This is a genomic window from Brevundimonas sp. UBA5936 (assembly GCA_002430835.1).
In the GTDB taxonomy this organism is placed as follows: domain Bacteria; phylum Pseudomonadota; class Alphaproteobacteria; order Caulobacterales; family Caulobacteraceae; genus Brevundimonas.
The window spans coordinates 1-24,993 of record DJDA01000055.1; the positions used below are offsets into that span (position 1 = coordinate 1).

At 68.5% G+C, this 24,993-nt stretch carries 25 protein-coding genes and 2 pseudogenes; 13 read left to right on the top strand and 14 right to left on the bottom strand.

Features of this window, described 5'->3' with window-relative positions; all coding sequences use genetic code 11:
- The 4 genes from B2Y21_RS05730 to holA form a co-directional block, all read left to right on the top strand.
- The coding region (locus tag B2Y21_RS05730; protein WP_292057837.1) for a DUF3576 domain-containing protein at positions 1–316 on the top strand (316 nt) is incomplete at its 5' end.
- Positions 317–403: 87 nt separating this feature from the next.
- Positions 404–2,983 (top strand): leucine--tRNA ligase, encoded by a 2,580-nt coding sequence (leuS, locus tag B2Y21_RS05735; protein WP_292057839.1) that lies wholly within the window; start codon positions 404–406, stop codon positions 2,981–2,983.
- Positions 2,983–3,465: an LPS assembly lipoprotein LptE gene (gene lptE, locus B2Y21_RS05740; protein WP_292057841.1), complete on the top strand. Its 483-nt coding sequence runs from the start codon at positions 2,983–2,985 to the stop codon at positions 3,463–3,465. Before leuS ends, lptE begins: the two co-directional genes overlap by 1 nt.
- 10 nt (positions 3,466–3,475) lie before the next feature.
- Positions 3,476–4,528, top strand: coding sequence for a DNA polymerase III subunit delta (gene holA / locus B2Y21_RS05745; RefSeq protein WP_292057843.1), 1,053 nt, complete (start codon positions 3,476–3,478; stop codon positions 4,526–4,528).
- Between the two features lie 29 nt (positions 4,529–4,557).
- Here holA and B2Y21_RS05750 read toward each other — a convergent pair whose 3' ends face one another.
- The 11 genes from B2Y21_RS05750 to hemE form a co-directional block, all read right to left on the bottom strand.
- Positions 4,558–4,698, bottom strand: coding sequence for a hypothetical protein (locus B2Y21_RS05750; RefSeq protein WP_292057845.1), 141 nt, complete (start codon positions 4,696–4,698; stop codon positions 4,558–4,560).
- A gap of 87 nt (positions 4,699–4,785) precedes the next feature.
- On the bottom strand, positions 4,786–5,673 hold the full coding sequence (locus tag B2Y21_RS05755; RefSeq protein ID WP_292057848.1) for a ParB/RepB/Spo0J family partition protein: 888 nt from the start codon (positions 5,671–5,673) through the stop codon (positions 4,786–4,788).
- Positions 5,674–5,713: 40 nt separating this feature from the next.
- Complete coding sequence (locus B2Y21_RS05760) at positions 5,714–6,520, bottom strand: ParA family protein (RefSeq protein ID WP_292057874.1); 807 nt, start codon at positions 6,518–6,520, stop codon at positions 5,714–5,716.
- A gap of 19 nt (positions 6,521–6,539) precedes the next feature.
- Complete coding sequence (rsmG, locus tag B2Y21_RS05765; RefSeq protein ID WP_292057850.1) at positions 6,540–7,160, bottom strand: 16S rRNA (guanine(527)-N(7))-methyltransferase RsmG; 621 nt, start codon at positions 7,158–7,160, stop codon at positions 6,540–6,542.
- Positions 7,160–9,073, bottom strand: a complete 1,914-nt coding sequence (gene mnmG, locus B2Y21_RS05770) for a tRNA uridine-5-carboxymethylaminomethyl(34) synthesis enzyme MnmG (protein ID WP_292057875.1) — start codon at positions 9,071–9,073, stop codon at positions 7,160–7,162. Before mnmG ends, rsmG begins: the two co-directional genes overlap by 1 nt.
- A gap of 63 nt (positions 9,074–9,136) precedes the next feature.
- Positions 9,137–10,459, bottom strand: coding sequence for a tRNA uridine-5-carboxymethylaminomethyl(34) synthesis GTPase MnmE (gene mnmE / locus B2Y21_RS05775; RefSeq protein ID WP_292057852.1), 1,323 nt, complete (start codon positions 10,457–10,459; stop codon positions 9,137–9,139).
- Between the two features lie 4 nt (positions 10,460–10,463).
- On the bottom strand, positions 10,464–10,703 hold the full coding sequence (locus B2Y21_RS05780; RefSeq protein WP_105564219.1) for a DUF6489 family protein: 240 nt from the start codon (positions 10,701–10,703) through the stop codon (positions 10,464–10,466).
- 88 nt (positions 10,704–10,791) lie between these two features.
- A complete protein-coding gene (gene rho / locus B2Y21_RS05785; RefSeq protein WP_292057857.1) occupies positions 10,792–12,288 on the bottom strand; it encodes a transcription termination factor Rho in 1,497 nt (498 codons plus the stop codon).
- Positions 12,289–12,539: 251 nt separating this feature from the next.
- Positions 12,540–13,007 carry a CopD family protein gene (locus B2Y21_RS05790; RefSeq protein WP_278449076.1) on the bottom strand — a complete coding sequence of 156 codons (468 nt, stop codon included), beginning with the start codon at positions 13,005–13,007 and terminating at the stop codon, positions 12,540–12,542.
- A gap of 11 nt (positions 13,008–13,018) precedes the next feature.
- On the bottom strand, positions 13,019–14,098 hold the full coding sequence (gene hemH, locus B2Y21_RS05795; protein WP_292057858.1) for a ferrochelatase: 1,080 nt from the start codon (positions 14,096–14,098) through the stop codon (positions 13,019–13,021).
- Entirely contained in the window at positions 14,095–15,129 is a 1,035-nt protein-coding gene (gene hemE, locus B2Y21_RS05800) for a uroporphyrinogen decarboxylase (RefSeq protein ID WP_292057859.1), read from the bottom strand. Before hemE ends, hemH begins: the two co-directional genes overlap by 4 nt.
- Before the next feature lie 484 nt (positions 15,130–15,613).
- On the opposite strand from hemE, the gene B2Y21_RS05805 reads away from it, so the two are divergent.
- From B2Y21_RS05805 to dnaQ, 6 genes and pseudogenes are all read left to right on the top strand, one after another.
- A complete protein-coding gene (locus B2Y21_RS05805; protein WP_269296464.1) occupies positions 15,614–16,483 on the top strand; it encodes a pyruvate, water dikinase regulatory protein in 870 nt (289 codons plus the stop codon).
- Positions 16,480–17,079, top strand: coding sequence for a Maf family protein (locus B2Y21_RS05810; protein WP_292057860.1), 600 nt, complete (start codon positions 16,480–16,482; stop codon positions 17,077–17,079). Before B2Y21_RS05805 ends, B2Y21_RS05810 begins: the two co-directional genes overlap by 4 nt.
- Entirely contained in the window at positions 17,076–17,915 is an 840-nt protein-coding gene (gene aroE, locus B2Y21_RS05815) for a shikimate dehydrogenase (RefSeq protein ID WP_292057862.1), read from the top strand. Before B2Y21_RS05810 ends, aroE begins: the two co-directional genes overlap by 4 nt.
- Positions 17,912–18,499 (top strand): annotated as a pseudogene (gene coaE / locus B2Y21_RS05820) (dephospho-CoA kinase); the annotation flags it as partial. The gene aroE and the pseudogene coaE, both read left to right, overlap by 4 nt.
- A gap of 63 nt (positions 18,500–18,562) precedes the next feature.
- Positions 18,563–19,315, top strand: a pseudogene (locus B2Y21_RS05825) (aminoglycoside phosphotransferase family protein); the annotation flags it as partial.
- A gap of 38 nt (positions 19,316–19,353) precedes the next feature.
- Positions 19,354–20,079 (top strand): DNA polymerase III subunit epsilon, encoded by a 726-nt coding sequence (gene dnaQ / locus B2Y21_RS05830; RefSeq protein WP_292057864.1) that lies wholly within the window; start codon positions 19,354–19,356, stop codon positions 20,077–20,079.
- Here the strand turns inward: dnaQ and B2Y21_RS05835 are convergent.
- A complete protein-coding gene (locus tag B2Y21_RS05835) occupies positions 20,037–20,378 on the bottom strand; it encodes a putative quinol monooxygenase (protein WP_292057867.1) in 342 nt (113 codons plus the stop codon). The genes dnaQ and B2Y21_RS05835 overlap by 43 nt on opposite strands.
- A gap of 106 nt (positions 20,379–20,484) precedes the next feature.
- Positions 20,485–21,012 (bottom strand): protein-export chaperone SecB, encoded by a 528-nt coding sequence (gene secB / locus B2Y21_RS05840; protein WP_087140133.1) that lies wholly within the window; start codon positions 21,010–21,012, stop codon positions 20,485–20,487.
- A gap of 253 nt (positions 21,013–21,265) precedes the next feature.
- Between secB and timA the strand changes: the two genes are divergently transcribed.
- From timA to B2Y21_RS05855, 3 genes are all read left to right on the top strand, one after another.
- The gene (timA, locus tag B2Y21_RS05845) at positions 21,266–21,883 is read left to right on the top strand and encodes a TIM44-related membrane protein TimA (protein WP_292057869.1); all 618 of its coding nucleotides are present in this window, start codon (positions 21,266–21,268) and stop codon (positions 21,881–21,883) included.
- A complete protein-coding gene (locus B2Y21_RS05850) occupies positions 21,883–23,025 on the top strand; it encodes an MltA domain-containing protein (protein ID WP_292057870.1) in 1,143 nt (380 codons plus the stop codon). The genes timA and B2Y21_RS05850 overlap by 1 nt, the downstream gene beginning before the upstream one ends.
- A 150-nt stretch (positions 23,026–23,175) precedes the next feature.
- Entirely contained in the window at positions 23,176–24,864 is a 1,689-nt protein-coding gene (locus B2Y21_RS05855; RefSeq protein WP_292057872.1) for an amidohydrolase, read from the top strand.
- A 4-nt stretch (positions 24,865–24,868) separates the two neighbouring features.
- Here the strand turns inward: B2Y21_RS05855 and B2Y21_RS05860 are convergent.
- Positions 24,869–24,993 (bottom strand): helicase HerA-like domain-containing protein (locus B2Y21_RS05860; protein WP_292057879.1); only part of this gene is annotated, 125 nt, incomplete at its 5' end.

Genomic DNA, 24,993 nt, shown 5'->3' on the forward strand with positions numbered 1-24,993 from the left:
CGCCTATCTGTGGCGCGCCACCCTGGACACCCTGTCCTTCATGCCCTTGACCAGCGCCGATCCGTGGGGCGGCGTGGTGAACTATGACTGGTACGTCAATCCGCAGGCGCCGAACGAGCGCTTCAAGGCGACCGTCTTCATCCTGGATCGCCGCCTGCGCGCCGACGCCCTGAACGTCGCCGTGACCAAGGAAGTCAAGGACGCCGCCGGCGCCTGGGTTTCGGCTCCGGTTGCGGCCCAGACCGAAACCGATCTGGAGAACGCCATCCTGACCAAGGCGCGCCAGCTCAACCTCGCCAACGCGGCCCGTCGCTAAAGACCGGCCGCCCCTCACCTTTCGTCTTCAACGCGTCCTCAGGCCCGCCTCAAGCTTCGCGCCTGAGGCGCCGCCTCAGGATACGCCGTGGCCCGCTACGAGCCTAAGACCGCCGAACCCCGCCAGCAGGCCCGATGGGCTGCGGCCGACGCCTTTTCGGTGTCCAACGCCGACACCGGCCGTCCGAAATACTACGTCCTTGAGATGTTCCCCTATCCGTCGGGCAACATCCACATGGGGCACGCCCGCAACTATGTGATGGGCGACGTGGTGGCGCGTCACAAGCGGGCGCAGGGCTTCGACGTCCTGCACCCGATGGGCTGGGACGCGTTCGGCATGCCGGCCGAGAACGCGGCCATGGAGCGCGGCGTCCACCCCGGCGACTGGACCTGGTCCAACATCGCCACCATGCGCGGCCAGCTGAAGCTGCTTGGCCTGTCGCTGGACTGGTCGCGTGAGTTCGCCACCTGCGACCCGGACTACTACGGCAAGCAGCAGGCCTGGTTCCTGGAGCTGTTCAAGCGCGGCCTGGTCTATCGCAAGGACGGCGTGGTCAACTGGGATCCGGTCGACAACACCGTCCTGGCCAATGAGCAGGTCATCGACGGGCGCGGCTGGCGCTCGGGCGCCGTGGTCGAGAAGCGCAAGCTGAACCAGTGGTTCCTGCGCATTACTCAGTATGCGGATGATCTGATCGACGGTCTGGCCGAACTGGAAGGCCGCTGGCCCGAGAAGGTCCGCCTGATGCAGGAAAACTGGATCGGCAGGTCCAAGGGCCTGCAGATGAAATGGGCCTGGGCGGGCGCCGCCCCGGCCGGTTTCGACGACGGGCTGGAGATCTACACCACCCGCCCGGACACCCTGTTCGGCGCCAGCTTCATGGGTCTGGCCCCCGATCATCCGATCTCGAAGCAACTGGCCGAGGCCGACCCGAAGGTCGCCGCCTTCGTCGCCGAATGCCGCAAGGGCGGCGCCAGCCAGGCCGACATCGAACAGGCCGAGAAGATCGGCTGGGACACGGGGCTGAAGGTCGTCCACCCCTTCACCGGCGCCGAGGTCTCGGTGTGGATCGCCAACTTCATCCTGTCCGACTACGGAACGGGCGCCATCTTCGCCTGCCCGGCGCATGACCAGCGCGACCTGGATTTCGCCCGCAAATACGACTTGCCGGTGATCCCGGTCGTCCGCCCCGAAGGCGCGGGCGACGACTTCGCCGTGGCCGACGAGGCCTATACCGGCCCCGGCTCCATCTTCCATTCCGACTTCCTGAACGGTCTGGATATCGAGGCCGCCAAGGCCGAGGCCATCCGCCGCATCGAGGCCGCCGGAACGGGCGAAGGCGCGACCATCTATCGCCTGCGCGACTGGGGCGTCAGCCGTCAGCGCTACTGGGGCTGCCCTATCCCGGTCATCCACTGCGAGGCGTGCGGCGTCGTGCCGGTCCCGGCCGACCAGCTGCCGGTCGAACTGCCTAAGGACGTCACCTTCGACGTACCGGGCAACCCGCTGGACCGCCATCCGACGTGGAAACACGTCAACTGTCCGTCGTGCGGCGCCGCCGCCCGGCGCGAGACGGACACGCTCGACACCTTCGTCGATTCCAGCTGGTATTTCGCCCGCTTCGCCGACCCCAAGGCGACCGAGCCGATCAACAAGGCCGCCGCCGCCAAATGGCTGCCGGTCGATCAGTACATCGGCGGCGTCGAGCACGCGGTCCTGCACCTGCTCTACGCCCGCTTCATCACCCGCGCCCTGTCGGACGCCGGTCTGATGGACGTGAAGGAGCCGTTCGCCGGCCTGTTCACCCAGGGCATGGTGATCCACGAAACCTATTTCGACGGCCATGAAGACAGCGGCAAACCGCGCTGGGTCGAGCCGTCGGACGTCCGCATCGAGACCGTGGACGGCCAGCGCGTCGCCACCCGCCTGTCCACCGGCGCCCCGGTGACGATCGGCGACATCGAAAAGATGTCCAAGTCCAAGAAGAACGTGGTCGCGCCCCAGGACATCATCACCGCCTATGGCGTGGACGCCGGTCGCCTGTTCATCCTGTCCGACAGCCCGCCTGAACGCGACATCCAATGGTCGACCGGCGGGGTCGAGGGCGCCGCCCGCTTCGTCCAGCGCGTCTGGGGCGAATACGCCGCCTTCGACGCCGCCGCGCCCGCAAACGCCGATGTCGACGCCGCCTTGATCCGCGAAACGCACAAGGCCATCAAGGCCGTCAGCGAAGGCGTCGAGCATTTCCGCTTCAACTCGGCCGTGGCCAAGCTCTACGCCTTCCTGGCGACCATCCGTCAACACGACAAGGCCGGCGCCGAGGCGAAGAAGACCGCCCTGTCGACCCTGGCGCGGCTGATGGCGCCCTTCACCCCCCACCTGGCCGAGGAAGCCTGGACCCAGCTGGGCGAGGCCGGAATGGTGCTGGACGCGCCGTGGCCCGTCTATGACCCGACCTTGGCCGCCGACGACCAGGTCACCCTGCCCGTCCAGATCGGCGGCAAGCGTCGCGGCGAAGTCATCCTGCCGCGCGGTTCGGACAATGCGACGGTCGAAGCCGCGGCCCTCGCCAATCCGACGGTTCAGGCCTACCTTGCCGCCAACAACCTCAGCGTTCGCAAGGTGATCGTGGTGCCCGACCGTATCGTCAATCTGGTGGCCGGCTGATGCGCCGTCTGGCCCTGCTCGGCGTCCTGGCGGGCGCAAGCCTGCTGTCCGCCTGCGGCTTTACGCCCATGTACGGCGAGACCGGCGTCAGCGGCGGCCTGTCGCGCATCGCCGTGACCACCCCCGACGACCGCCTGGGCTATCGCCTGCGCGAACAGCTGGAGGACGCCTTCGGCCGCGACGGCGCCCAGGCGCCCCTCTATCGCCTGACGACCGAGGTCGAGCAGAGCCGTCGCCCCCTGGGCCGCCGGATCGACGACACGGCCAGCCGCTATGAGTTGACGGTCAAGGCCGCCTGGGCCCTGACCCCTGCGGCGGGCGGCGAGACGATCAAGGGCGTGCAGACAACGACCGTCACCTACGCCGCCGCGGATCAGCCCTACGCCGCCATCGCCGCCCAGCAGGACGGCGAGGACCGGGCCGCCGCCGACCTGGCCCGTCTGATCCGCCTGGACATGATGCGCGTCCTGGCGGGGCGCTGAAGGCCTTCGCATGATCCTGTCCAAGCGGCCCGACGTCGACCGCTTCCTGAAGGCGCCGGACGCCGGCGTCCGCGCCGCCGTCATCCACGGCAAGGACCGGTCGGGCGTGACCGAACGCGCGCTGACGCTGTGCCGCACGATCACCCCGGATCTGAACGACCCCTTCAACGTCACCCTGCTGACCGAGGCGGACATCGACGGCGACGCCGTGCGGCTGGAAGAGGCGCTGACGGCGCTCAGCATGATCGGCGGGCGGCGTCTGGTGCGCATCCGGATGTCGGACGGCAAGGCGGGCGTGGACAAGGCCGTGGCCGCCGCCCTGACCGCCCACGCCGAAGGCGCCTATAATCCCGACGCCATGTTGGTGATCGAGGCCGGGGCGTTGGGCCGCGAATCCGCCCTGCGCAAGGCCGCCGAAAAGGCCCAGGGCGCCGTCGCCATCGCCTGTTACGAAGACGAAGTCGGCGACGTCGCCCGCATGACGCGCGAGGCCCTGGGCGCCGACAAGGTGGGCCTGTCTTCCGACGCCCTGGACCGCTTCGTCGCCCGCCTGCCCCGCGAGCGCGGCCTGATGCGTCAGGAGATCGAGCGGCTGATCCTCTACATCGGCCCCGGATCAGGCCGCACCATCGATGTGGAAGAGCTGGACGCCCACCTGGGGGTCGAGCCCGACGCCTCCCTGTCCGACGCCGCCCTACAGGCCTTCGGCGGCCGCCCCGGCCCCGCCCAGGCGGGCCTGCGCCGCGCCCTGGCCGAAGGCGAAAGCGCCGTCATGGCCGTGCGCATGGCCTCGCTTCATCTTGGAAAACTACGCCGGATCAATATCTTGCAGGCCAACGGCGCAGGCGCCAAGGAGGCCGTCAAGGCCGCCGGCGTGTTCTGGAAACAGGAGGCGGAAATGCTGCGCCAATCACGCGCCTGGCGGCTCGAACTGCTCGATGAGGTGCAGGACAGCGTCAACACCGCCGACGTCATGACCAAGACCACAGGCATGCCCGAAGCCCTGATCGCCGAACGTCTGCTGCTGGAAATCGCCGCTCGAGCCAAGCGTATGGGGCTTTAAGGCGCGCACGAGACGGCGGCGACGTCCCCTCAGCCTCGCTTGGAGGCGCGACGGAAGGCGGGCTTGTTCAAGGCCGCCGCTTGACGCTGCATCGAATGCTCCGCCTTGCGAGCGCCATCAACGCCGCTAAAGCCGCCGCCATCCTGCTGCGCCGCCTTCTTCGCGGCCAAGACCCGTTTCAAGGCTTCAGCCGCGCTGATTTTGTCAGAGTTTTCATTCATGGCGACACCCTAACATGGATGGCGTCGAAAAGAGCCTCAGCCCCGCATCAGGCGTCGGCACAGGTCGTCGAGCTGTTCCAGGGTGCCGTATTTAACGGTGATCTCGCCCTTGCCGCCCTTGTCGGCCAAAGAGACCTGAAGGCCCAGGGCGTCGGACAGATCCTGTTCCAGGGCCGCGATGTCGGCCGCGCCCTCGCCGCCCATGGCCGGCTTGGCCTTGGGCGTTTTCGGGCCTTCCGCCGCGCGACGCGCCAGGGCCTCGGTCTGGCGCACGTTCAGCCCCTTGGCGATGACCTCGGCCGCAAGCACCTCAGCGTTCGGTGCCGTGATCAGGGCGCGAGCGTGGCCTGCCGACAGATCGCCCCGCACCACATGCTCGCGCACCGCCTCGGGCAGTTGCAGCAGGCGCAGGGTGTTGGCGACATGGCTGCGGCTCTTGCCCACCACCCCCGCCAAAGCGTCCTGGGTGCGGCCGAAACGCTCCATCAGGACGGCGTAGGCGTTGGCTTCTTCCATCGGGTTCAGGTCGGCGCGCTGGACGTTTTCGATGACGCCGACTTCCAGCACCTCGATGTCGTCCATCTCGCGCACGACGATCGGCACCTGGGTCAGGCGGGCGGCCTGAGCGGCGCGCCAGCGGCGCTCGCCGGCGATGATCTGCCACACGCCCTGCTCGCCCGGCTGGGACCGAACCAGGATGGGCTGCAGCACGCCCTTGTCACGGATCGAGGCCGTCAGTTCGTCCAGATCCGTCTTGGTGAAGATCTTGCGCGGCTGGTCCGGGTTGGGCTTCAGCGCCTCGATCGGCGCCCGATGCACGCCCGCCGGCGCCGGGCCGGTCGCGTCAACAGCGACAGGCTCCTGCGTGTTTTCTCCCAGAAGCGCCGAGAGACCCCGGCCCAGACCACGCTGACGTTCGGACAAGATATCGATTCCGTTATTGTTTTTGGGATCAGACCGCCAATCAGGCAGCCAGGGCCTGACGACGCTGGCGCTCGCGCGCCACCAGTTCACGGGCCAGCTTCAGATAGGCCTGACTGCCCGCACATTTCAGATCATAGATAAGCGCCGGCTTGCCGAAGGACGGCGCCTCGGACACCCGGACGTTGCGAGGGATGACGCTGTCATAGACCTTGTCGCCGAAGTGGGCGCGCACGTCGGCCGCCACCTGACCCGACAGGGCGTTGCGACGGTCGTACATGGTCAGGACCAGGCCCTGAATCTCCAGCGCCGGATTCAGGCTTTGGCGCACCATGTCGATGGTCCGCATCAACTGGGTCAGGCCCTCCAGGGCGAAGAACTCGCACTGCAGCGGCACCAGGACGGCGTCCGCCGCCGCCATGGCGTTCAGCGTCAGCAGGTTCAGCGACGGCGGGCAGTCGATCAGCACATAGTCATACCGAGAATGACCATTGCCGCCCTGCTTCGCCAGGGCGTCGCGCAGGCGATAAGAGCGGCGATCCGCCTGGCTCAGCTCGATCTCGACCCCCGACATGTCGGCGTCGGCGGCGACGATGAACAGGCCCGGCACCGCGGTCTCAATGGCGGCCTCGTCCACCGGGCGACCGTCGACGATGACGTCGTAGATCGTCACCCGCCGTGTTTCACGTGGAACACCCAGCCCGGTCGAGGCATTGCCCTGCGGGTCCATGTCGACGATCAGCACCTTTTCGCCGATCGCGGCCAGGGCGGTCCCCAGGTTGATGGCCGTCGTGGTCTTGCCCACGCCGCCCTTTTGGTTGGACACGGCCAGGATGCGGGTTTCATGCACGCGGGGCGGCTTTACGGACTCAACGGACACGGCGAACACCCCCCAGTGAAACGATGCGGCCGCGCGGATCGCTGCGCGAGACCGTAAGCTCAGCCTCAAACTGCCAGACCCGACGGGCCTCTTTCAACTCAGCCTCGGCCTTCTCTCCCTTGAGAAACAGGCCTTTTGCACCGCGTTGGAAGTAGGGCTGTGCATAACCCAGCAGCTTCTCCATCGCCGCCACCGCACGAGCGGTGACGACGTCGACCGTGATCGCCTGTTCCTCGGCCCGGCCGTTGACGACGGTGGCGGGCAAATCCAACGCATCGACGATGGTCTGCAAGAAGCGGCAGCGCTTGCCCAGGCTGTCGATCAGCCAGACGTGAGCGCCCGGCCTCCCCTTCAGCAGGATGGCCAGAACGACGCCGGGGAAGCCCGCCCCGGCCCCTAGATCGGCCCAGGTCTTGGCCTCCGGCGCCAGGCTCAGCAGCTGGGCGCTGTCCCAGGCGTGACGGTTCCAGAAGTCGGGAAGAGTATCCGGACCGACCAGATTCATCACCTCATTGGCCTCGGTCAGCATGCCGAGGAAGACGTGCAGATCGGCGATGTTGGCGTCGCTGGCGCCCGTCTGGGCGCGGAAGGCATCGATGGCGTCCGGCATCAGGCGACCACCGCCGCCAGGTCGGCTTCCACGTCCTTGACCTTCTTCACATGACCCAGCAGCGCCGTCAGCGCGCCCGGCGTCATGCCTTCAATGCGCCCAGCCTGGCCTAGCGTCAGCGGCCGGATCAGGGCGAGTTTTTCGCGCACCTCGTTCGACAGCGCGCCGATAGCGGCGTAGTCGAGGTCAGCGGGAAGCGACAGCCCCTCCTCCCGCCGCAAGGCTTCCGCATCCTGCGTCTGGCGATCCAGATAGCTGGCGTAGACGGCGCCGATCTCGACCTGATCCCGCACCGCAGGCGACCAGTCCGTGATTTCGGGGCGGACGGCGACAAACTGATCCAGCGTCACATTCGGGAAGGCGAGCAGATCACGGATCGAGCGCCGCTGGCCATCCGCGTTGACGGTGATGCCAAGGGCCCCCGCCTCCTTGGGCGTGAACTGCGTTTCACGTGAAACACGGTTCGCCCGGTCCAACTGGTCCGCCTTCTCCAGCCATACCTCGGCGCGCTCGGCGCCGACAATGCCCGCCGCGATTCCGATCGGCGTCAGGCGCTGGTCAGCGTTATCCGCGCGCAGCGTCAGGCGATACTCAGCCCGGCTGGTGAACATGCGATAGGGTTCAGTGACGCCGCGCGTCACCAGGTCATCGATCATGACGCCGATATAGGCCTGGTCTCGACCGAGGATCAGCGGGTCGGAACCCGCGGCGGCGCGGGCGGCGTTCAGGCCGGCGATCAACCCTTGAGCCCCCGCCTCCTCATAGCCGGTCGTGCCGTTGATCTGGCCGGCCAGATAGAGGCCGGGGCGTTTCTTGACCTCCAGCGCCGGAGTCAGTTCGCGCGGGTCGACATAGTCGTACTCGATGGCGTAGCCGAAACGGAAGACCTCGACCTGCTCCAGGCCGGGCATCGTATGCAGGAAGGCCAGCTGGGTCGCATCCGACACCGAGGTCGAGATGCCGTTGGGATAGACGGTCGGATCATCCAGACCCTCCGGCTCCAGGAAGACCTGGTGGCTTGTCTTGTCGGCGAAGCGGACCACCTTGTCCTCGATCGACGGACAGTAGCGCGGCCCGCGACCCGACAGACGCCCGCCGTAAACGGCGCTTTCACCGAGGTTGTCGGCGATGATGCGGTGCGTCTCTTCCGTCGTATGGGTGACGCCGCAGGCGATCTGCGGCACCTCGATCCGGTCGGTCAGGAAGCTGAAAGGCACAGGCTGATCGTCCGCCGGCTGCATCTCCAGCCGATCCCAGGCGATGGTTCGCCCATCCAGACGCGCAGGCGTGCCGGTCTTCAGGCGCCCCATCATCAGATCCGCCGAATGCAGATCGCCCGCCAGACCGGTCGACGGGTCTTCGCCATAGCGGCCGGCCGGAATGCGCAAATCGCCGCGATGAATGACGCCATTGAGGAAGGTGCCCGTCGTCAGCACCACAGCCCCGGCGCGGATGGTCTCCCCCGCCCCAGTCTTCACCCCGGCCACGCGATCGCCGTTCAGGATCAGCCCCTCGGCCGTGCCCGCCATCAGGGTCAGGTTCGGGTAGTCAGCCAGTTCGGCCTGCATGGCCTCGCGGTACAGGCGACGGTCGATCTGACTGCGCGGGCCGCGCACGGCGGCGCCCTTGGAGCGGTTCAGCAGGCGGAACTGGATGCCCGACACATCGGCCAGGCGGCCCATGACGCCATCCAGGGCGTCGATCTCGCGCACCAGATGGCCCTTGCCCAAGCCGCCGATGGCCGGGTTGCAGCTCATCTCGCCGATCGTCTCGAGCTTCTGGGTCAGAAGCAGGGTGCGGGCGCCCGCGCGCGCGGCGGCGGTCGCGGCCTCGCAACCGGCGTGGCCGCCGCCGATGACGACGACATCAAAGGTGTGATCGGGGGTCGAACTCATGGCGTCCACATAGTCCATTCGAGCCGGAATCGCCACCGGCTGAAGAACCATTGTTTCACGTGAAACAGGCGAAAGCCGGGCCTATTTGCCGATACAGAAGGAGGAGAAGACCTCGCCCAGAATATCCTCCACGCCGATGGCGCCCGTGACGCGGGCCAGGGCGTCGGCCGCCCGACGCAGGTCGTCGCCCGCCATCTCAGGCGCCAGATCGAGGGCGCGGCGCCCCGCATCAACGGCGGCCAGAGCTTCAGCCAGGCGGCGACGATGACGCTCCCGCGTCACGGCGGGGAAGTCGGCCCCGGACAGATCGCGCGCCAGACGGGCCGCGATCCAGTCGTGCAACTCCGTCAGCCCTCGCCCCGTCGTGGTGCTGACGGTCAGGGCTTCGAGCTCGGGCGCCGGCGTCACGGCGCCGAGGTCGGCCTTGTTCAGCACCTGAAGATCGGACTTCCCGACAAAAGCGGCGGCTGGGTCTTCGACAGCCTCAGCGGAGGGCGAACGAACCCATAGGCGCAGGTCGGCCCCTTCCGCTCTCAATCGGGCGCGGCGGATGCCTTCGGCCTCCACCAGATCGTCGCTGTTGCGTAGGCCCGCCGTGTCCGACAGGGTGACGGCGTAACCGCCGATCATGATGTCCGCGTCCAACACGTCGCGCGTGGTGCCGGCAATAGGCGTAACGATGGCCGCCTCGCGCGCCACAAGCGCGTTGAACAACGATGACTTGCCGGCGTTCGTCTCGCCGATCAGAACGATGCGATAGCCCTCGCGCACCCGCCGTCCTCGATCGGAATCCGCCAGAGCCGAGCGCAGATCGGCCGAGAGCTTGTCCAGAACCGGCCCCGCCGTGCGGGCCAGGTTGTCGGGCACCTCCTCGTCCGGGAAGTCGATCTCGGCTTCAACGAGGGACAGAGCCTTCAGCAGCTCGCGACGGAACCCGGCGTAGGCCGCCGACAGGGCGCCGTCCAATTGGCCAAGCGCCTGGTTCTTCTGAGCCCCGGTCTCGGCGTCGATCAGGTCGGCGACGGCCTCGGCTTGAGCCAGGTCCATGCGGCCGTTCTGGAAGGCGCGGCGGGTGAACTCGCCCGGCTCGGCGGGGCGAACATCAAGGGCGATCAGGGCGCGGCTGGCGGCCTCGATCACCGCCCGCCCCCCGTGCAGATGCAGCTCGGCGCTGTCTTCGCCGGTATAGGAATTGGGTCCGGGGAAGCGCAGGATCAGAGCCTGATCCACCATCTCGCCGTCATGACGAAGCGTCCGCAGCGAGGCCAAACGCGGGGTCAGCCCCCCTGCCCCCAGCGCGGTCAGGGCCGCATCCACGCCCGGCCCGGACAAGCGGATGATGGCGATGGCGCCCCGCCCCGGCGGGGTGGCCAGGGCGAAGATGGTGTCGGCGTTTGAACTCAAGTCTTCAGCCCTTGGGCGCGCCCGTGACGGCGGCTTCCATCAGGCGGCGGAACTGGTCCTGGGCCTGAACCCCGAAGGACGTCCAGGTCTTCATCAGTTCATCGGGCTGCATGGCGGCCATGTTGGCGTCCATCCGCTTCTGCATCTCGGCGACCAGATGGTCGTTGAGCGGCGTCACATCCGGCAGACCCAGAAAGGCGCGGGCCTCGGCCGGGGTGCAGTCGATCTCGATGTTCAGCTTCATGACGTCTGCCTTTCAAGCTGGGCGCGTGTTTCACGTGAAACATGCCCTCAAGCAGCCGCCCGCCGCGCGGGCGGCGCTAGGGCCAGTATCAGGTGTTCATGGACTGGAAGAAATCGCCGTTGTTCTTGGACTGGCGCAGCTTGTCGAGCAGGAACTCGATCGCGTCCTGCGGACCCATCGGGTTGAGGATGCGGCGCAGGACATAGGTCTTGGCCAACTGGTCCTTCGGCGTGATGAGGTCTTCCTTGCGGGTGCCGGACTTGAGCACGTCGATGGCCGGGAAGATGCGCTTGTCGGCGACCTTGCGGTCCAGAACGATTTCCGAGTTACCCGTGCCCTTGAACTCTTCGAAGATCACCTCGTCCATGCGGCTGCCGGTGTCGATCAGGGCCGTGGCGATGATGGTCAGCGAACCGCCCTGCTCCACATTGCGCGCGGCGCCGAAGAAGCGCTTGGGCCGTTGCAGGGCGTTGGCGTCGACGCCGCCGGTCAGGACCTTGCCCGACGACGGGACAGTGGCGTTGTAGGCGCGGCCCAGGCGGGTGATGGAGTCCAGCAGGATGACGACATCCTTCTTGTGCTCGACTAGGCGCTTGGCCTTTTCGATGACCATTTCGGCGACGGCGACGTGGCGGGTGGCGGGCTCGTCGAAGGTCGAGGCGACGACCTCGCCCTTCACCGTGCGCTGCATGTCCGTCACTTCTTCCGGACGCTCGTCGATCAGCAGGACGATCAGGAAGACCTCCGGGTGATTGCGCTCGATCGACTTGGCGATGTTCTGCAGCATCACCGTCTTACCCACGCGCGGCGGGGCTACGATCAGGCAACGCTGGCCCTTGCCCAGCGGGGCGACGATATCGATGACCCGGCCCGAACGGTCCTTCAGCGTCGGATCCTGGATCTCCATGTGCAGCCGCTCTTCGGGATAGAGCGGCGTCAGGTTGTCGAACAGAACCTTGGTCTTGACCATCTCCGGATCTTCGAAGTTGATCGTATCGACCTTCAGCAGGGCGAAGTAGCGCTCGCCTTCGCGCGGACCGCGCACGGCGCCGTGCACCGTGTCGCCCGAACGCAGGCCGAAGCGACGGATCTGCGACGGCGAGACATAGACGTCATCCGGACCCGGCAGATAGTTGGCGTCGGGGCTGCGCAGGAAGCCGAAGCCGTCCGGCAGGATCTCCAGCACGCCCGAGGCGATGATCTCGACCTCTTCGTCGGCCAGGGTCTTCAGGATGGCGAACAGCAGATCCTGCTTGCGCAGGTTGCCGGCGTTCTCGATATCCAGACCCTCGGCGAAGGCGACCAGGTCTTCCGGCGTCTTCTCGTTCAGTTCCTGCAGGGTGATGCGGCCGTTGGGCACGATCGGCTCGCCGTCATCGTCCTCGTCATCCTCGGCCGTGGTGTCGACGCCGTGATCCTCGTCTTCGGCAGCAGTCGGAGCGATGACCTCTTCGGCTTGCGCCTCCTCAACCGGCGCAGCGGCGCGGCTGCCGCCCAAGCTCAAGGTGCGGCGCGGGCGCTCAGCAGGTGTTTCCACTGCGTTTTCAGTAACTTCGGTTTCCGGCGTGTCAGGCGTATCGGTCATGATGGCGTGCTCGTTCGCGCGCCCGAACGCCGCGAAGCGTCCAGGAGCAGAAGGTCGTCGATGGCTTCAGCCGCAAGGGCTGGGAGGGAGGGCGACGGTCTCCCGCAGGCTCAAACCGGCAGGCGTCGCGAAAAGAGGGGGACCGCACTGCACGGATCGGCCGCACGGTTCACCGCAGCGGAACCACGAAAGACCCGTGCGGGTCAAGGGCCCTCAGGCAGCGAGCGACCGCGTCGCTCGCGTCAAGGCCTCTAGAAACTCCATTCCATCGTCACCGACAACACCATGATGATGGCCAGGACGAAGGGAATCTCATTGGTCATGCGCCAGAAGCGGCCGGAATATTTCGACGTGCCCGCCGCGATCTTCTTGCGCTGCCCTGCCAGGAAGCCGTGCCAGCCCGCCAGCAGGAAGACGCCGATCAGCTTGGTCATCATCCAAGGCTGATGCGCGAAGGACCAGTCGGCGCCGTCGCCGCTGCGCAGCCACAGCAGCCAGCCGCCGAAGACGAAGGCCAGGATCATGGCCGGGTTGATGATGATGCGCAGCAGACGCGTCTGCCAGACACGCAGCAGGGCCTGCATCTCGCCGCGCAGGGGCTCAGACTTGGCGTTCTGCTCGGCGTCATAGGCGAACAGGCGCGGCAGGAAGAGCATGCCGGCCATCCAAGCGATCACCGCCAGGATGTGAAGCCCGCGGGCCAGGTTGTAATAGTCCATGTCGCTCCCCCTCAGGCCGCCTTGGAGGCCCTTGAACAGCTAGACGGGCAGGCTTTCAAGTGGGCGCATGGCCCACCCTGCGAAGATCCCTGCGGGGCGGTCCCCGGCGTTTCCAGCGCCCGCTCGACCGCATCGGCCAGGGCGGTGATGAAGATCGGATCGGCGCTGACCGTCGGCGCCCGCAAGTAAGGGGCGCAACCGACCTTATGCGCCAGTTCGCCGTATTCCATGTCCAGCTCGACCAGGGTCTCGATATGTTCGGAGACGAAAGCGATGGGCACGACGACAGCGCCCACGCCGTCCTTGGCCGCCTGTTCGATGGCGTCCGGCGTAGCGGGGCCCAGCCATTTCAGCGGCCCGACCCGGCTCTGATAGCAGATGGCCCAGTCGGTCAGGCCCATGTGCTCGACCACGGCGGCCGCCGTGGACTCGACCTGGGCCTGATAGGGATCGCCGGCCGCGACCAGCTTTTCCGGAATGCCGTGCGCCGAGAACAGCACGCGCACCGGCCTGCCTTCGGCCCTGTCCAGCGTTTGCCGGATCAGACGAGCCTGAGCCTCGATCAGCCCCTCGGCATCCGGATAGCAGCAGACGACGTGGGTCTCGCCCGGTCCGTCGTAGCACTCGCTCCACTTCTTCAGCGACGAGGCCGTCGTGGTGGTCGAGAACTGCGGATAGAGGGGCAGAAGGACGATCTTGTCCGGCTGGAAGGCCTTAACCGCCGCCGCCGTCTCTTCCGTCAGCGGATGCCAATAGCGCATGGCGATGAAGACGCGGCTGTCGTCGCCCGGCGCCGCGTCGGCCAGGGCGCGCGACAGGGCCTCGGCCTGTTTCTGCGTCTCGGGCAACAGAGGCGAGCCGCCGCCCATCAGGGCGTAGTTGGCCTGAGCCGAAGTTTCGCGCCGGCTGGAGATCAACTTCGCCAACGGCGTGCGGAACACCCCCGGCAGGCCGATGATGGCCGGGTCGTTGAACAGGTTGAATAGGAAGGGTTTGACCGCTTCGGGGCGATCGGGACCGCCCAGATTGGTTAGAACAACCGCCACGCGCCGGTTGGGTCGTCCCTCGGGGGTTGTGGCGGTCCGGGTCATTGGGCGCCGATCCGCTTCAGCACCTGCTCGACATGGGCGATCGGCACGTCCGGCAAGATGCCGTGGCCCAGGTTGAAGATCCACGGGCCCTGGCCCCAGGCCTCCATCAGCTGATCGACGCGGCGGTCCAGGGCGTCGCCGCCCGCACGCAACAGCAAGGGATCCAGCGCGCCCTGAATGGGCTTGATCGCCTGGACGCGCCGGCCGACGTCCAGCGGACAGGCCGTGTCCAGCGCCACGCCCTGCACGTCGCATTCGCGGGCGTAGCGTTCGGCTAGCGCCGCCGAGCCCCTCGGGAAGCCGATCAGCGGCACAGTGACGCCCAGTTCACGGGCGCGGGCCACCAGCTTCTGGTGCGGCTTCAGCACCAGCGTCTCGAACAGATCGTCCGGCAGGCCCTCGGCCCAGCTCTCGAAGATCTTCAGCACCTGGGCGCCGGCGTCCTGCTGCATCTTCAGATAGTGGGCGGTGGACTCCACCAGCACGTCCAGCAGACCCGCCACCAGCTCAGGGTGGGTATAGGCGTAGGTGCGGGCGGCGGCGCGCTCGCCCTTGCCGATGGTGCGCGCTTCGCCGTCCAGCATATAGGTGGCGACCGTCCACGGCGCCCCTGCAAAGCCGATCAGGGCGCGTTCAGGCTCCAGTTCCGCGCGCACGAGGCTGAGGGTCTGGCCCACGGCCTTGAGGGCCTCTCCAGCCTGCTGAGCCTTGTCGGCCATGGATTGCACCGACGGCAGAGCGCCCAGGCGCGGCCCTTCCCCCGCCTCGAACCACACCTTCTGGCCCAGGGCGCCGGGGATCAACAGGATGTCGGCGAAAACGATGGCGGCGTCAAAGCCGAACCGGCGCATTGGCTGCAGGGTCGCTTCCGCTGCCATTTCCGGATTCAGGCAGAAGGCGATGAAATCCGGCGCCTTGGCCCGCAGCTCACGGTATTCCGGCAGGTAGCGCCCGGCTTGACGCATGAACCACACGGGCGGGCGGGAAAGGGTTTGGCCCTGGAGAGCCTGGATCAGAAGGGGCGTGCTCATGCTTCGGGCTTTAGGATGCACACCCCCAAGCCTCAATCCCTATTCAGATTTAAGAATTGAAAGAATTGGTAGGTGGAAGCAGGGCCGGGGAGCGCGGGGATAACTGCGGACAGTCCCGGTTCGACTCCCTCTTGTCCCCTGATCGCGGCGTGGAAACCCAGGCGTTTACAAGGCGGGGTGTGAGTCATGGGGATAAGCCGTGAAACGCCCGTCAGACTCTGGCTTGCCTCTGGGCGCCGTTGTGGGTGAATCCGCGGGCGCCGTTGTTGGACAAAATGTCCTGCCCCCAGCACGGGATGAATCCTCGGCGCCCAGGCGGACGACTCCGGCGCCGATCATCACAACGGCGCCCGCGATCCCCGCTCGCGACCGGCGGCCAGGCTTGCTAGAGGATTCGGCGCCCGGTCTTTCACGAACGGCGCCCCGGCTTTTCAACAGGGCGCGGGGATGATCCGACCGCCGCCTGGAAGGAGACGCCGATCTCATGAGCCCCGCCCGACCGATCGGCGCTTCGCGCCTGGCCACCTATTTCCACGTCCACCTGGTGTCGGATTCGACCGGCGAGACGCTGAACGCCATGGCCAAGGCCGTCGTCGCCCGTTTCGACGGCGTCATTCCCATCGAGCACATCTACGCCCTGGTGCGCTCGACCAAGCAGATGGATCGGGTGCTGGAAGAGGTGGCGGCCGCGCCCGGCGTGGTGCTGCACACCCTGGTCGACCGCGAATTGCGCGAACAGCTCGAGGAAGGCTGTCGCCAGCTGCAGATGCCGCAGATCGGGGCGCTGGATCCGCTGGTCGGCGCCCTGTCGCGCTATCTGGGCGCGGACGTCTCGGCGCGGGTCGGGGCGCAGCACGCCCTGGATACGGGCTATTTCAACCGCATGGGCGCCCTCGACTACGCCATCGCCCACGACGACGGCCAGGGCACGCTGGAGCAACTGGAACAGGCCGACGTGGTGTTGTGCGGGGTCAGCCGGACCTCCAAGACCCCGACCTGCATCTATCTGGCGCACCGGGGCATTCGCGCCGCGAACGTGCCCCTGGTCCCCGGCCAGGAGGATGGCGAGCGCCTGACGGGACTGAAGAAGCCGCTGGTGGTCGGCCTGACCGTGTCGCCCGATCGCCTGGTTCAGATCCGCCGCAACCGGCTGGACGGGCTGAACGCCGGTCATGCCTCCGCCTATGTCGACCATGACGCCGTGCGCGAGGAAACCATCAAGGCGCGCCGCGCCTTCGAACGGCGCGGCTGGCCGACCATCGACGTGACCCGCCGCTCGGTCGAAGAGACGGCGGCCGCCATCATCAACCTGTTGAGCGAGCGGCGTGGCCGCAAGCTGGGAGCCCCGATGTGACGACGACCGACGGCGAACGCCTGATCCTGGCCTCCAAGAGCGCCGCGCGCCGCGCCATGCTGACCGACGCCGGCGTGCCTTTCGCCGTCCAGGTCGCCGACGTGGATGAGGACGCCCTGAAGACGCCGGGCGTCGACCCGGTCGAGTTGGCGGTCGAACTGGCGCGCGCCAAGGCGCTGGCGGTGTCGCGCCATGACGCCGACGCCTGGGTGCTGGGCGCGGACCAGACCCTGTCGTTCGAGGGGGGACTGGTGTCCAAGGCGCCGACGCTTCAGGCCGCGCGCGAACGCCTGAGCGCCATGCGCGGCCGCTCGCACCAACTGCATTCCGGCGCCGCCCTGGCCCGAAACGGCCAGGTGGTCTGGTCCGGCGTGGACACGGTCGAGATGAAGGTGCGCGATTTTTCCGACGCCTTCCTCGACGCCTATCTGGCGGCGGAGGGCGAGGCCTTGCTGGCCTGCGTCGGCGCTTATCGGTTGGAGGGGCTGGGCTCGCAGCTGTTCGAGGCGGTCGAGGGCGACTACTTCACCGTACTGGGCCTGCCGCTGTGGCCTGTCCTGGCTGAACTGCGACGCGCGGGCGTGATCGCGTCATGAGCGGAACGCCAGTCGGCCGCATCACCGGCGCCGCCCTGCTGGGCGGGATCGTCGGCAATCCCGTCAGCCATTCGCTCAGCCCGGTGATCCATAACGCCTGGCTGGAGGCCGGCGGCATTGACGGCGCCTACGTCGCCTTTGCGCCGAAAGACGCCTCGGGGTTTGACGCTCTGGTCACCGCGGGTCGCGCGGGGCTGATCGCGGGCGTCAACGTGACGGCGCCGTTCAAGGAGCAGGCCTTCGCCCTGGCGGATGAGGCTGCGGCGGCGGCGCAGATGACGGGATCGGCCAACATCCTGGTCTTCGAGGACGGCCGGGTGCGGGCCGACAGCGCCGACGGCGCGGGCGTGCTCTACGCCCTGGCCGAACAGGCGCCGAAGCTGAAGCTGAACGGCGCCTCCGTCGTCATGCTGGGCGCGGGCGGCGCGGCGCGGGCGAGCGCGGGCGCCCTGATCGAGGCGGGCGCGGCCCTGTCCATTCTCAATCGCACGCGGGAACGGGCCGAGGCCCTGGCCGCCGATCTCGGTCCGGCGGTGTCGGTCGCCTCGGACGCGAGCGTGCTGGAAGGCGCCGATCTGGTCATCAACGCCCTGAGCGTCGCGCCCGACATTTCGCTGGCGGCGCTGAAGCCTTCGGCCGTGGTCATGGACATGACCTATAAGCCCGTGGTCACGCCCCTGCTGGCGGCGGCCCGCGCGCGAGGGCTGACGACGGTGGACGGGCTGGCCATGCTGATCGGCCAGGCGGCGCCGTCGTTCGAGGCCATCTTCCGCCGCCCGCCGCCGCCGCTGGACCTGCGCGCCCTGCTGCTGAGCCATCTGGGAGAGACGGCGTGATCGTCCTGGGCCTGACCGGCTCGATCGGCATGGGCAAGTCGACGACCGCCCAGATGTTCGCCGACGAAGGCGCCGTGGTGTGGGACGCCGACGCCGCCGTTCATCGCCTCTACGGCCCCGGCGGCGCGGCGGTCGCGCCGCTGGCGCAGACCTTCCCCGGCGTGGTCGTGGACGGCGCGGTCGACCGCCCGCGCCTGGCCGAGGCCCTGGGCCGCGACGAGGCGGCCTTTCAACGGCTGGAGGGCATCGTCCACCCCCTGGTCGCGGCCGACCGCGCCGAGGCGCTGAAGGCGGCGGCGGAAGACGGGGCGCGTCTGGCGGTGGTCGACATCCCCCTGCTGTTCGAGACGGGCGGCGACGCCTTCGTCGACGCCGTGGCGGTGGTCACGGCCGACGCCGGGATTCAGGCCCAGCGAGTCCTGGCTCGCCCCGGCATGACGCGCGAGCGGTTTGACGCCATCCTGGCGCGCCAGACGCCGGACGCGGAAAAGCGCGCCCGCGCCGACTTCCTGATCGATACCGGACATGGTCTGGAGGCCGCGCGCGATCAGGTGCGGGCGGTTGCGGCGAAGGTTCTCGAACCGGATTGGAAGCCCGCGCCGCCGTCCGCCTGGGGCCTGGGCCGTCTGGAATTGCTGGCCGAGGGCGTAGGCGGAACGGTCTGGCGGGCCGTCGCGCCCGACGGCCGCACCAGCGTGCTCAAGCGCCTGAGCCCGCAGGCGGCGCCGGATGCGCCCCATGCCCTGGCCTGGCTGCGTTGGCGCGATGGGGCTGGCGCGATCCGTCTGCTGGGCGCTCAAGGGCCCTGGCAATGGCTGGAGGACGCCGGCGACCGACCCCTGTCCGCTGTGCTGGAGACGGAGGGGGACGAGGCTGCAACCCGCATCGCCGCCGACGTGCTGCGCGCCCTTCATGCGCCCTCCGATCGTCCCGCCGAGGGCCTTCAGACCATGGCGGATCGCTTCGCCGCCCTGAGGCTTGAGGCGGCGAGACAGGGCGGTCTGTTCGGCGAGGCGGCCGCCATGGCGGCGGGCCTGATGGCCGAGGGGACGCCGATTCGACCGCTACACGGCGACCTTCATCACGACAACATCCTGCACGGTCCGCGCGGCTGGCTGGCGATCGACCCGCACGGCGTCCTGGGCGATCCGGCCTATGACGCGGCCAATCTGCTCTATAATCCGCTGGAGCGGCAGGATCTCCGGACCGACCCCGCACGGGCGCGGCGGCTGGCCGAGACCCTGGGGCCGGCGGTCGGGCGGCCCGCCCAGGCGGTCATGGCTTGGGGCTTCTGCCATGCCTGCCTCTCCGCCGCCTGGCATCTGGAGGACGAGAACCACGAGGAGGCGCAGCGCAGCCTGGCGGTCGCACGGGCGATCCGTCGCGCCCTGGAGGGCTGAACCCTTTCGCTGAAGGCCGAACCCCGGCATTAAGAGGCATGGCCCGCGAAATCGTCCTCGACACTGAAACCACCGGCTTCGACCCCAAGACGGGCGACCGGCTGATCGAAGTGGGCTGCATCGAGATCGAGGATCTGCTGCCGACGGGGCGGACCTTTCACCGCTTCATCAACCCTGAGCGGCTGATCCCGCCGGACGCCATCAAGGTGCACGGCATCACCGACGACAAGGTGAAGGACGCGCCCAAGTTTCATGAGGTCGTCGATGACCTGATGGAGTTTCTGGGCGATGCGCCGCTGATCGCGCACAACGCCAACTTCGACCGCAACTTCATCGATTTCGAGATCGGCCGCATCGGCCGCAAGCCGCCGCCGCAGGATCGTTGGATCGACACTCTGGCCCTGGCCCAGAAGCGGTTTCCGGGCATGGCCAACTCGCTGGACGCTCTGTGCAAGCGCTACAAGATCAGCCTGGTCGAGCGCACCTTGCACGGCGCCCTGATCGACGCCCGCCTGCTGGCCGAGGTCTATCTGGAGCTACGCGGCGGAAAGGAGCGCGCGCTGGATCTGACCTCGACGCGCGGCGGCGCGGCCGAGACGGCGGAGCGCGTCGCCTATGGCGCCCGGCCGCGTCCCCTGCCCGCCTTCGTCACGGCCGAGGAAGAAGCCGCCCACCTGGCCTTCCTCAAGGCGACGATCAAGGATTTCAGCCTGTGGGCGGGCTACGGCGTGACGGTCGCGACCGAGGCTGAAGAAGCCGCCTGAACCGGCGCGTCCGTCGGGACGGGGCTCATCAGTATGTAGGTTCCGGGTCGGGCCTGGTGCGCGTCGATCTGGGGAACCAGGCGCCGGAAATGCTCGCTGGCGCAGTGGGCGTCGAGCGCGGCCTGGTCAGGCCATTCCTCGATGAAGATGAAATGGCCGGGCTGTTTGCGATCCTCGAACAGGTCATAGGTGCGGCACAAGGGTTCCCGCCGCGTCAGCCGCACCAGTTCGGCATAGAGGGGCCGCACCGCCTCGACATGCTCGGGTTTGATGAAGTCCTCGGCGATGACCTTGAGCATGGGCCCTCCTGCGCAAGAAAAAGGGGCGCCCGATCAGGCGCCCCCTATCCCATAGATAGTCGCTCAAGCAGCGAGGCGCTGCGCGCCTCGCGTTAGCGACCCAAAATCATGCCTGGCCGGTTTCGGCCGGGGCGCCGGCGATCTGCTGCTGGCGGGCGACATAGATGGCGGCGAAGTCGATCGGATCGACCATGAAGGGCGGGTAGAAGCCGCCGTCCATGGTGGCCTGGGCGATGACCTGGCGCGCGAAGGGGAAGAGGTAGCGCGGGCACTCGATCAGCAGCAGGGGCTCGATGTCCTGAGGCTGGACGCCTTGCAGGGCGAACAGGCCGCCGTAGAGCAGTTCCACGTGAAACACCGGCGACTGATCGTCGGCCGTGGCCTTGATCGACAGCTTCAGGTCGACTTCGAACAGACCGTCGGGACGGCCCTGGGCGTTCATCTCGACGCCCATGTCGATGGCGGGCTTGCCGTCGATGCGCAGGCTGTCCGGGGCCTTGGGGTTCTCGAACGACAGGTCGCGGACGTATTGGGCCAGGATGCGGAAGCCGGGGCCTTGCGGCTGGCCGCCCTGCGGCTGGGCTTGGTCGGGCGTCTGGCCGTTGGCGTCGGCGGGCGGCGTGGCGTCGGTCATGAGTCTGAAAACCGTCTTATAGGAATGAGGCGTCCCGCTCCCCCTGGAGGCGGGTCTGAGGGGGCGGCGGTAGCATGGCGAGACCCTGTGTCGCAACGTCGAGACCCGCGTTCGCCTCTCGCTTCGCCTTGCGCCCGCCCGGATCGACCCCTAATCACGTTGTATGAGCTGCCCTTTCGCCTTTGGGGAGAAACCCGAGGCGCTTCCCTGTCGGGAAGATGAGGCCTGACCAGTCGAGGAACCCACCGTGCCGGTGACCTTTCAGATCGTGATCTTCGCCGTCATCGCGGCGGTGCTGTTGTTCCAACTCTATAATGTGCTGGGCAAGAAGGTCGGCCGTCAGCCCGAGGACAATCCCAAGCCCGTCCCGGTTCCCGCAGCCCCTGCCGGCGCGCCTGAAGCCGCGCGCGGCCCCGTGGTCGACCCCGCGCTGACGGCCGCCATCGCAGGCTTGAAGGCGCGCGAGCCGAACTTCGACCCGCACCGCTTCCTGGAAGGCGCGCGCCAGGCTTATGAGACCATCGTCCGCGCCTACGCCAAGGGCGACCGCGACGCCCTGCGTCCGCTGCTGACTGACAAGGTCATGGGCTCGTTCGAGGCCGGCATTGCGGCGCGCGAGGCGCGCGGCGACGCCGAGAGCGTCGAACTGGTCCACGCCCCGCGCGCCGATCTGGAGCTGGCCACGACCGAGGGCGACCGCGCCCTGGCCAAGGTGCGCTTCCTGGCCGAGGTGCGCGGCTCGGTCACGCCTTCGGGCGGCGAGACCGTCACCGAAGAGCGCCGCACGGCCGAGATCTGGACCTTCGAGCGCCGCCTGGGCGCCTCGGACCCCAATTGGGCCCTGGCCCGCGTCGAGCCGGCGACCGCCTGATGATCGCACGGTCCGCGCCCCTCGATCAGACGGGCGCGGCCCGTCTCCTTACGGCTCCGCTTGGGCGACTGGGCGGTCTGTCCGGCGTTCTGGCCCTGACCCTGCTGGCGGCGGCCTGCGCCTCGACGCCGCGTCCGGTTCCGCCGACGCCTGGTCCTGTCCCCCTGCCGCCGCCGGTGTCGCCGCCGGTTCCGCCGGCCGCCGGAGATCTCAGCCTGGCCGCCCTGCCCGGCTGGGCCGAGGAAGACCATCTGGCGGCCCTGCGCGCCTACGCCGCCGGTTGCGGCCCGTCGCGCATCGCCATTGAAACCTGCCGCGACGCCCGCGCCCTGGCCGCCCGCGCCAATCCCAGCGATGCGCGCGCCTTCCTGGAAAGCCGTTTCACCGCCGCCGAGGTGCGCACCGACGACGGCGGGCGCGGCCTGCTGACCGCCTATTTCGCACCCGAGTATCCGGCCCGCCGCGTGCCGGACGCCGAGTTCGACGCCCCGGTCTTGAGCCGCCCGACCAATCTGTCCAGCGTCGGCGATCGCGCCGCCATCGAGGCGGGCTCGGCCCAGTCTTCGGCCCTGGCCTGGATGAAGGCGGAGGATCTGTTCTTCCTGCAGATCCAGGGCTCGGGAACCCTGACCTTCCCCGACGGCGCCCGCCTGCGCGCCGCCTACGCCGCCGACAACGGGGCCAAGTTCGTCGGCATCGCCCGACCGATGACCGAGGAAGGCCTATTGCCCCGCGACGGCACGTCGGGCGAAGCCATTCGCGGCTGGCTGGCCGCCCATCGCGGGCCGGAGGCGCGGCGGGTGATGGCGCTGAACCCGCGCTACATCTTCTTCATCACCAGCCCTGACGACGGCAATGAGGCGACGGGCGCGGCGGGCGTGCCCCTGCCTGCGCGCCGTTCGGTGGCGGTGGATCCGTCGCGCTGGACCTATGGCGAGGCAGCCTGGATCGAGGCGGACGGCGGCAATCTGCGCGGCGCCCGCGCCAGCTATCGCGGCCTGGTCATGACGCTGGATACCGGCTCGGCCATTCGCGGGCCGGTGCGCGCTGATCTCTACATCGGGCGCGGCGACGCGGCGGGGCATGAGGCGGGCGCCGTGCGCCACCCCTTGCGCATGTGGCGGCTGATCCCGCGCGGCTAGATCGCGACCGGAGCGCTCTGGACGGCCTTGACGGATGCTTGGCCCGGCGGGGAACCGCTCGACGGCGCAGGCGGTTCAAGCCTTGCTGTTCAAACAGGGAGGTGAGCTGTGGCGAAGCCGGCTTGGAGTCATGTGGATCGGCGTCTGTTCATGGCTGGGCTCGCCGTCGGCGGTCTGACGGCGAGCGGGGCGGCGCAGGCCCGAGCGGTTGCTACGACCATCTTCCACGGCGGTCCGATCCGCACCATGGACGATACGCAGCCGTCGGCCGAGGCCGTGGCGGTGCGCGGGCAGACCATCCTGGCGGTCGGCGCTCTGGAGGCGGTGCGGGCCGCGGCGGGACGAGGCGCGCGCCTGGTCGACCTTGACGGCCGGACCCTGTTGCCGGGCTTTTTCGATCCGCATGGGCACGTCTCCATGGTCGGGTTGCAGGCGCGCTACGCCAACCTCCTGCCTGCGCCGGACGGCGAAGGGAACGACATCGCCGCCCTGCAGCGGATCACGCGCGACTGGATGAACCGTCATGAGGCGCTGGTGCGCGACACCGGCCTGATCATCGGCTTCGGCTATGACGACTCCCAGCTGAAGGAGCGGCGGCACCCCACGCGGGACGAACTGGACGCCATATCCGACGTCGTGCCGGTGCTGTTCCTGCATCAGTCGAGCCATCTGGGCGCGGCCAACGGCGCGGCCCTGGCGGCGGCGGGGATCGGGGCGGACACGGCGGACCCGCCCGGCGGGGTGTTCCGGCGCAAGGACGGCTCGCGCGAGCCGAACGGCGTGCTGGAGGAAACCGCCCTGTTTGCCGTCATGGGCGCCCTGTTCACCCGTCTGGACGCCGAGGCCAACCGTCAGATGATCGTCGAGGGCGCGCGCTACTACGCCCGCTTCGGCTACACCACGGCCCAGGACGGACGGTCGTCCACCGACACCTGCCGCATGATCGCGGGTCTGGCCGAGGCGGGCGCCCTGCCCATCGACATCCTGTCCTTCCCCGACATCCTGACCTCGACGGACGTCATGGCCACGGCCCTGTACCGGCGGAACTATGAGGGGCGTTATCGCATCGGCGGGGTCAAGCTGACGCTGGACGGTTCGCCCCAGGCCAAGACCGCCTGGCTGTCCCAGCCCTATTTCGTCCCGCCCGAGGGCCAGCCCGCCTCCTGGCGCGGCTATCCGGCGGTGACGGAACAGCAGGCCCTGGACGCCGTGGACCTGGCCTTCGCCAACGACTGGCAGATCGAAGTCCACGCCAACGGCGACGCCGCCATCGACCTGATGATCGCCGCCGTGCGCGAGGCGAGCCGCAAGCACGGCGCCCGCGACCGCCGCCCGGTGCTGATCCACGGCCAGACGACGCGGATGGATCAGCTGGACGACCTGAAGGCCCTGGGGATCGTGCCCTCCCTCTTCCCCATGCACACCTTCTACTGGGGCGACTGGCATCGGGATTCCGTGCTGGGGCCGCGCCGGGCGGAGTTGATCTCGCCCTGCGGTTCGGCCTGGCGGCGCGGGATGCGTTTCACCAGCCATCACGACGCCCCGGTGGCCAATCCCGACGCCCTGCGCGTGCTGTCGGCCACGGTCACGCGCCGCACCCGCTCGGGCGACATCCTGGGGCCGGATGAGCGCGTGCCGGTCGATGTCGCGCTGAAGGCCATGACCCTGTGGGCTGCCTGGCAGCACTATGAGGACGACCGCAAGGGCTCGCTGACGGCCGGCAAGCTGGCGGACATGGTCCTGCTGGATGCGGACCCCATGACCATCGATCCCGACCGCCTGGCCGGGATCAAGGTCACGGACGTCTACAAGGACGGCCGCCCGGTCGAGCTGGGCTGAAGCCCTAGCGCTTCTTCAGGCTGCCCAGCACGCCGCGCAGCAGTTCGCGGGTGATGGTCGAGCCGGCGGTGCGCAGCACCGACTTGGTCAGGGCCTCCATCGGCGTCTGGCGGCTGGAGGCCCGAGCGC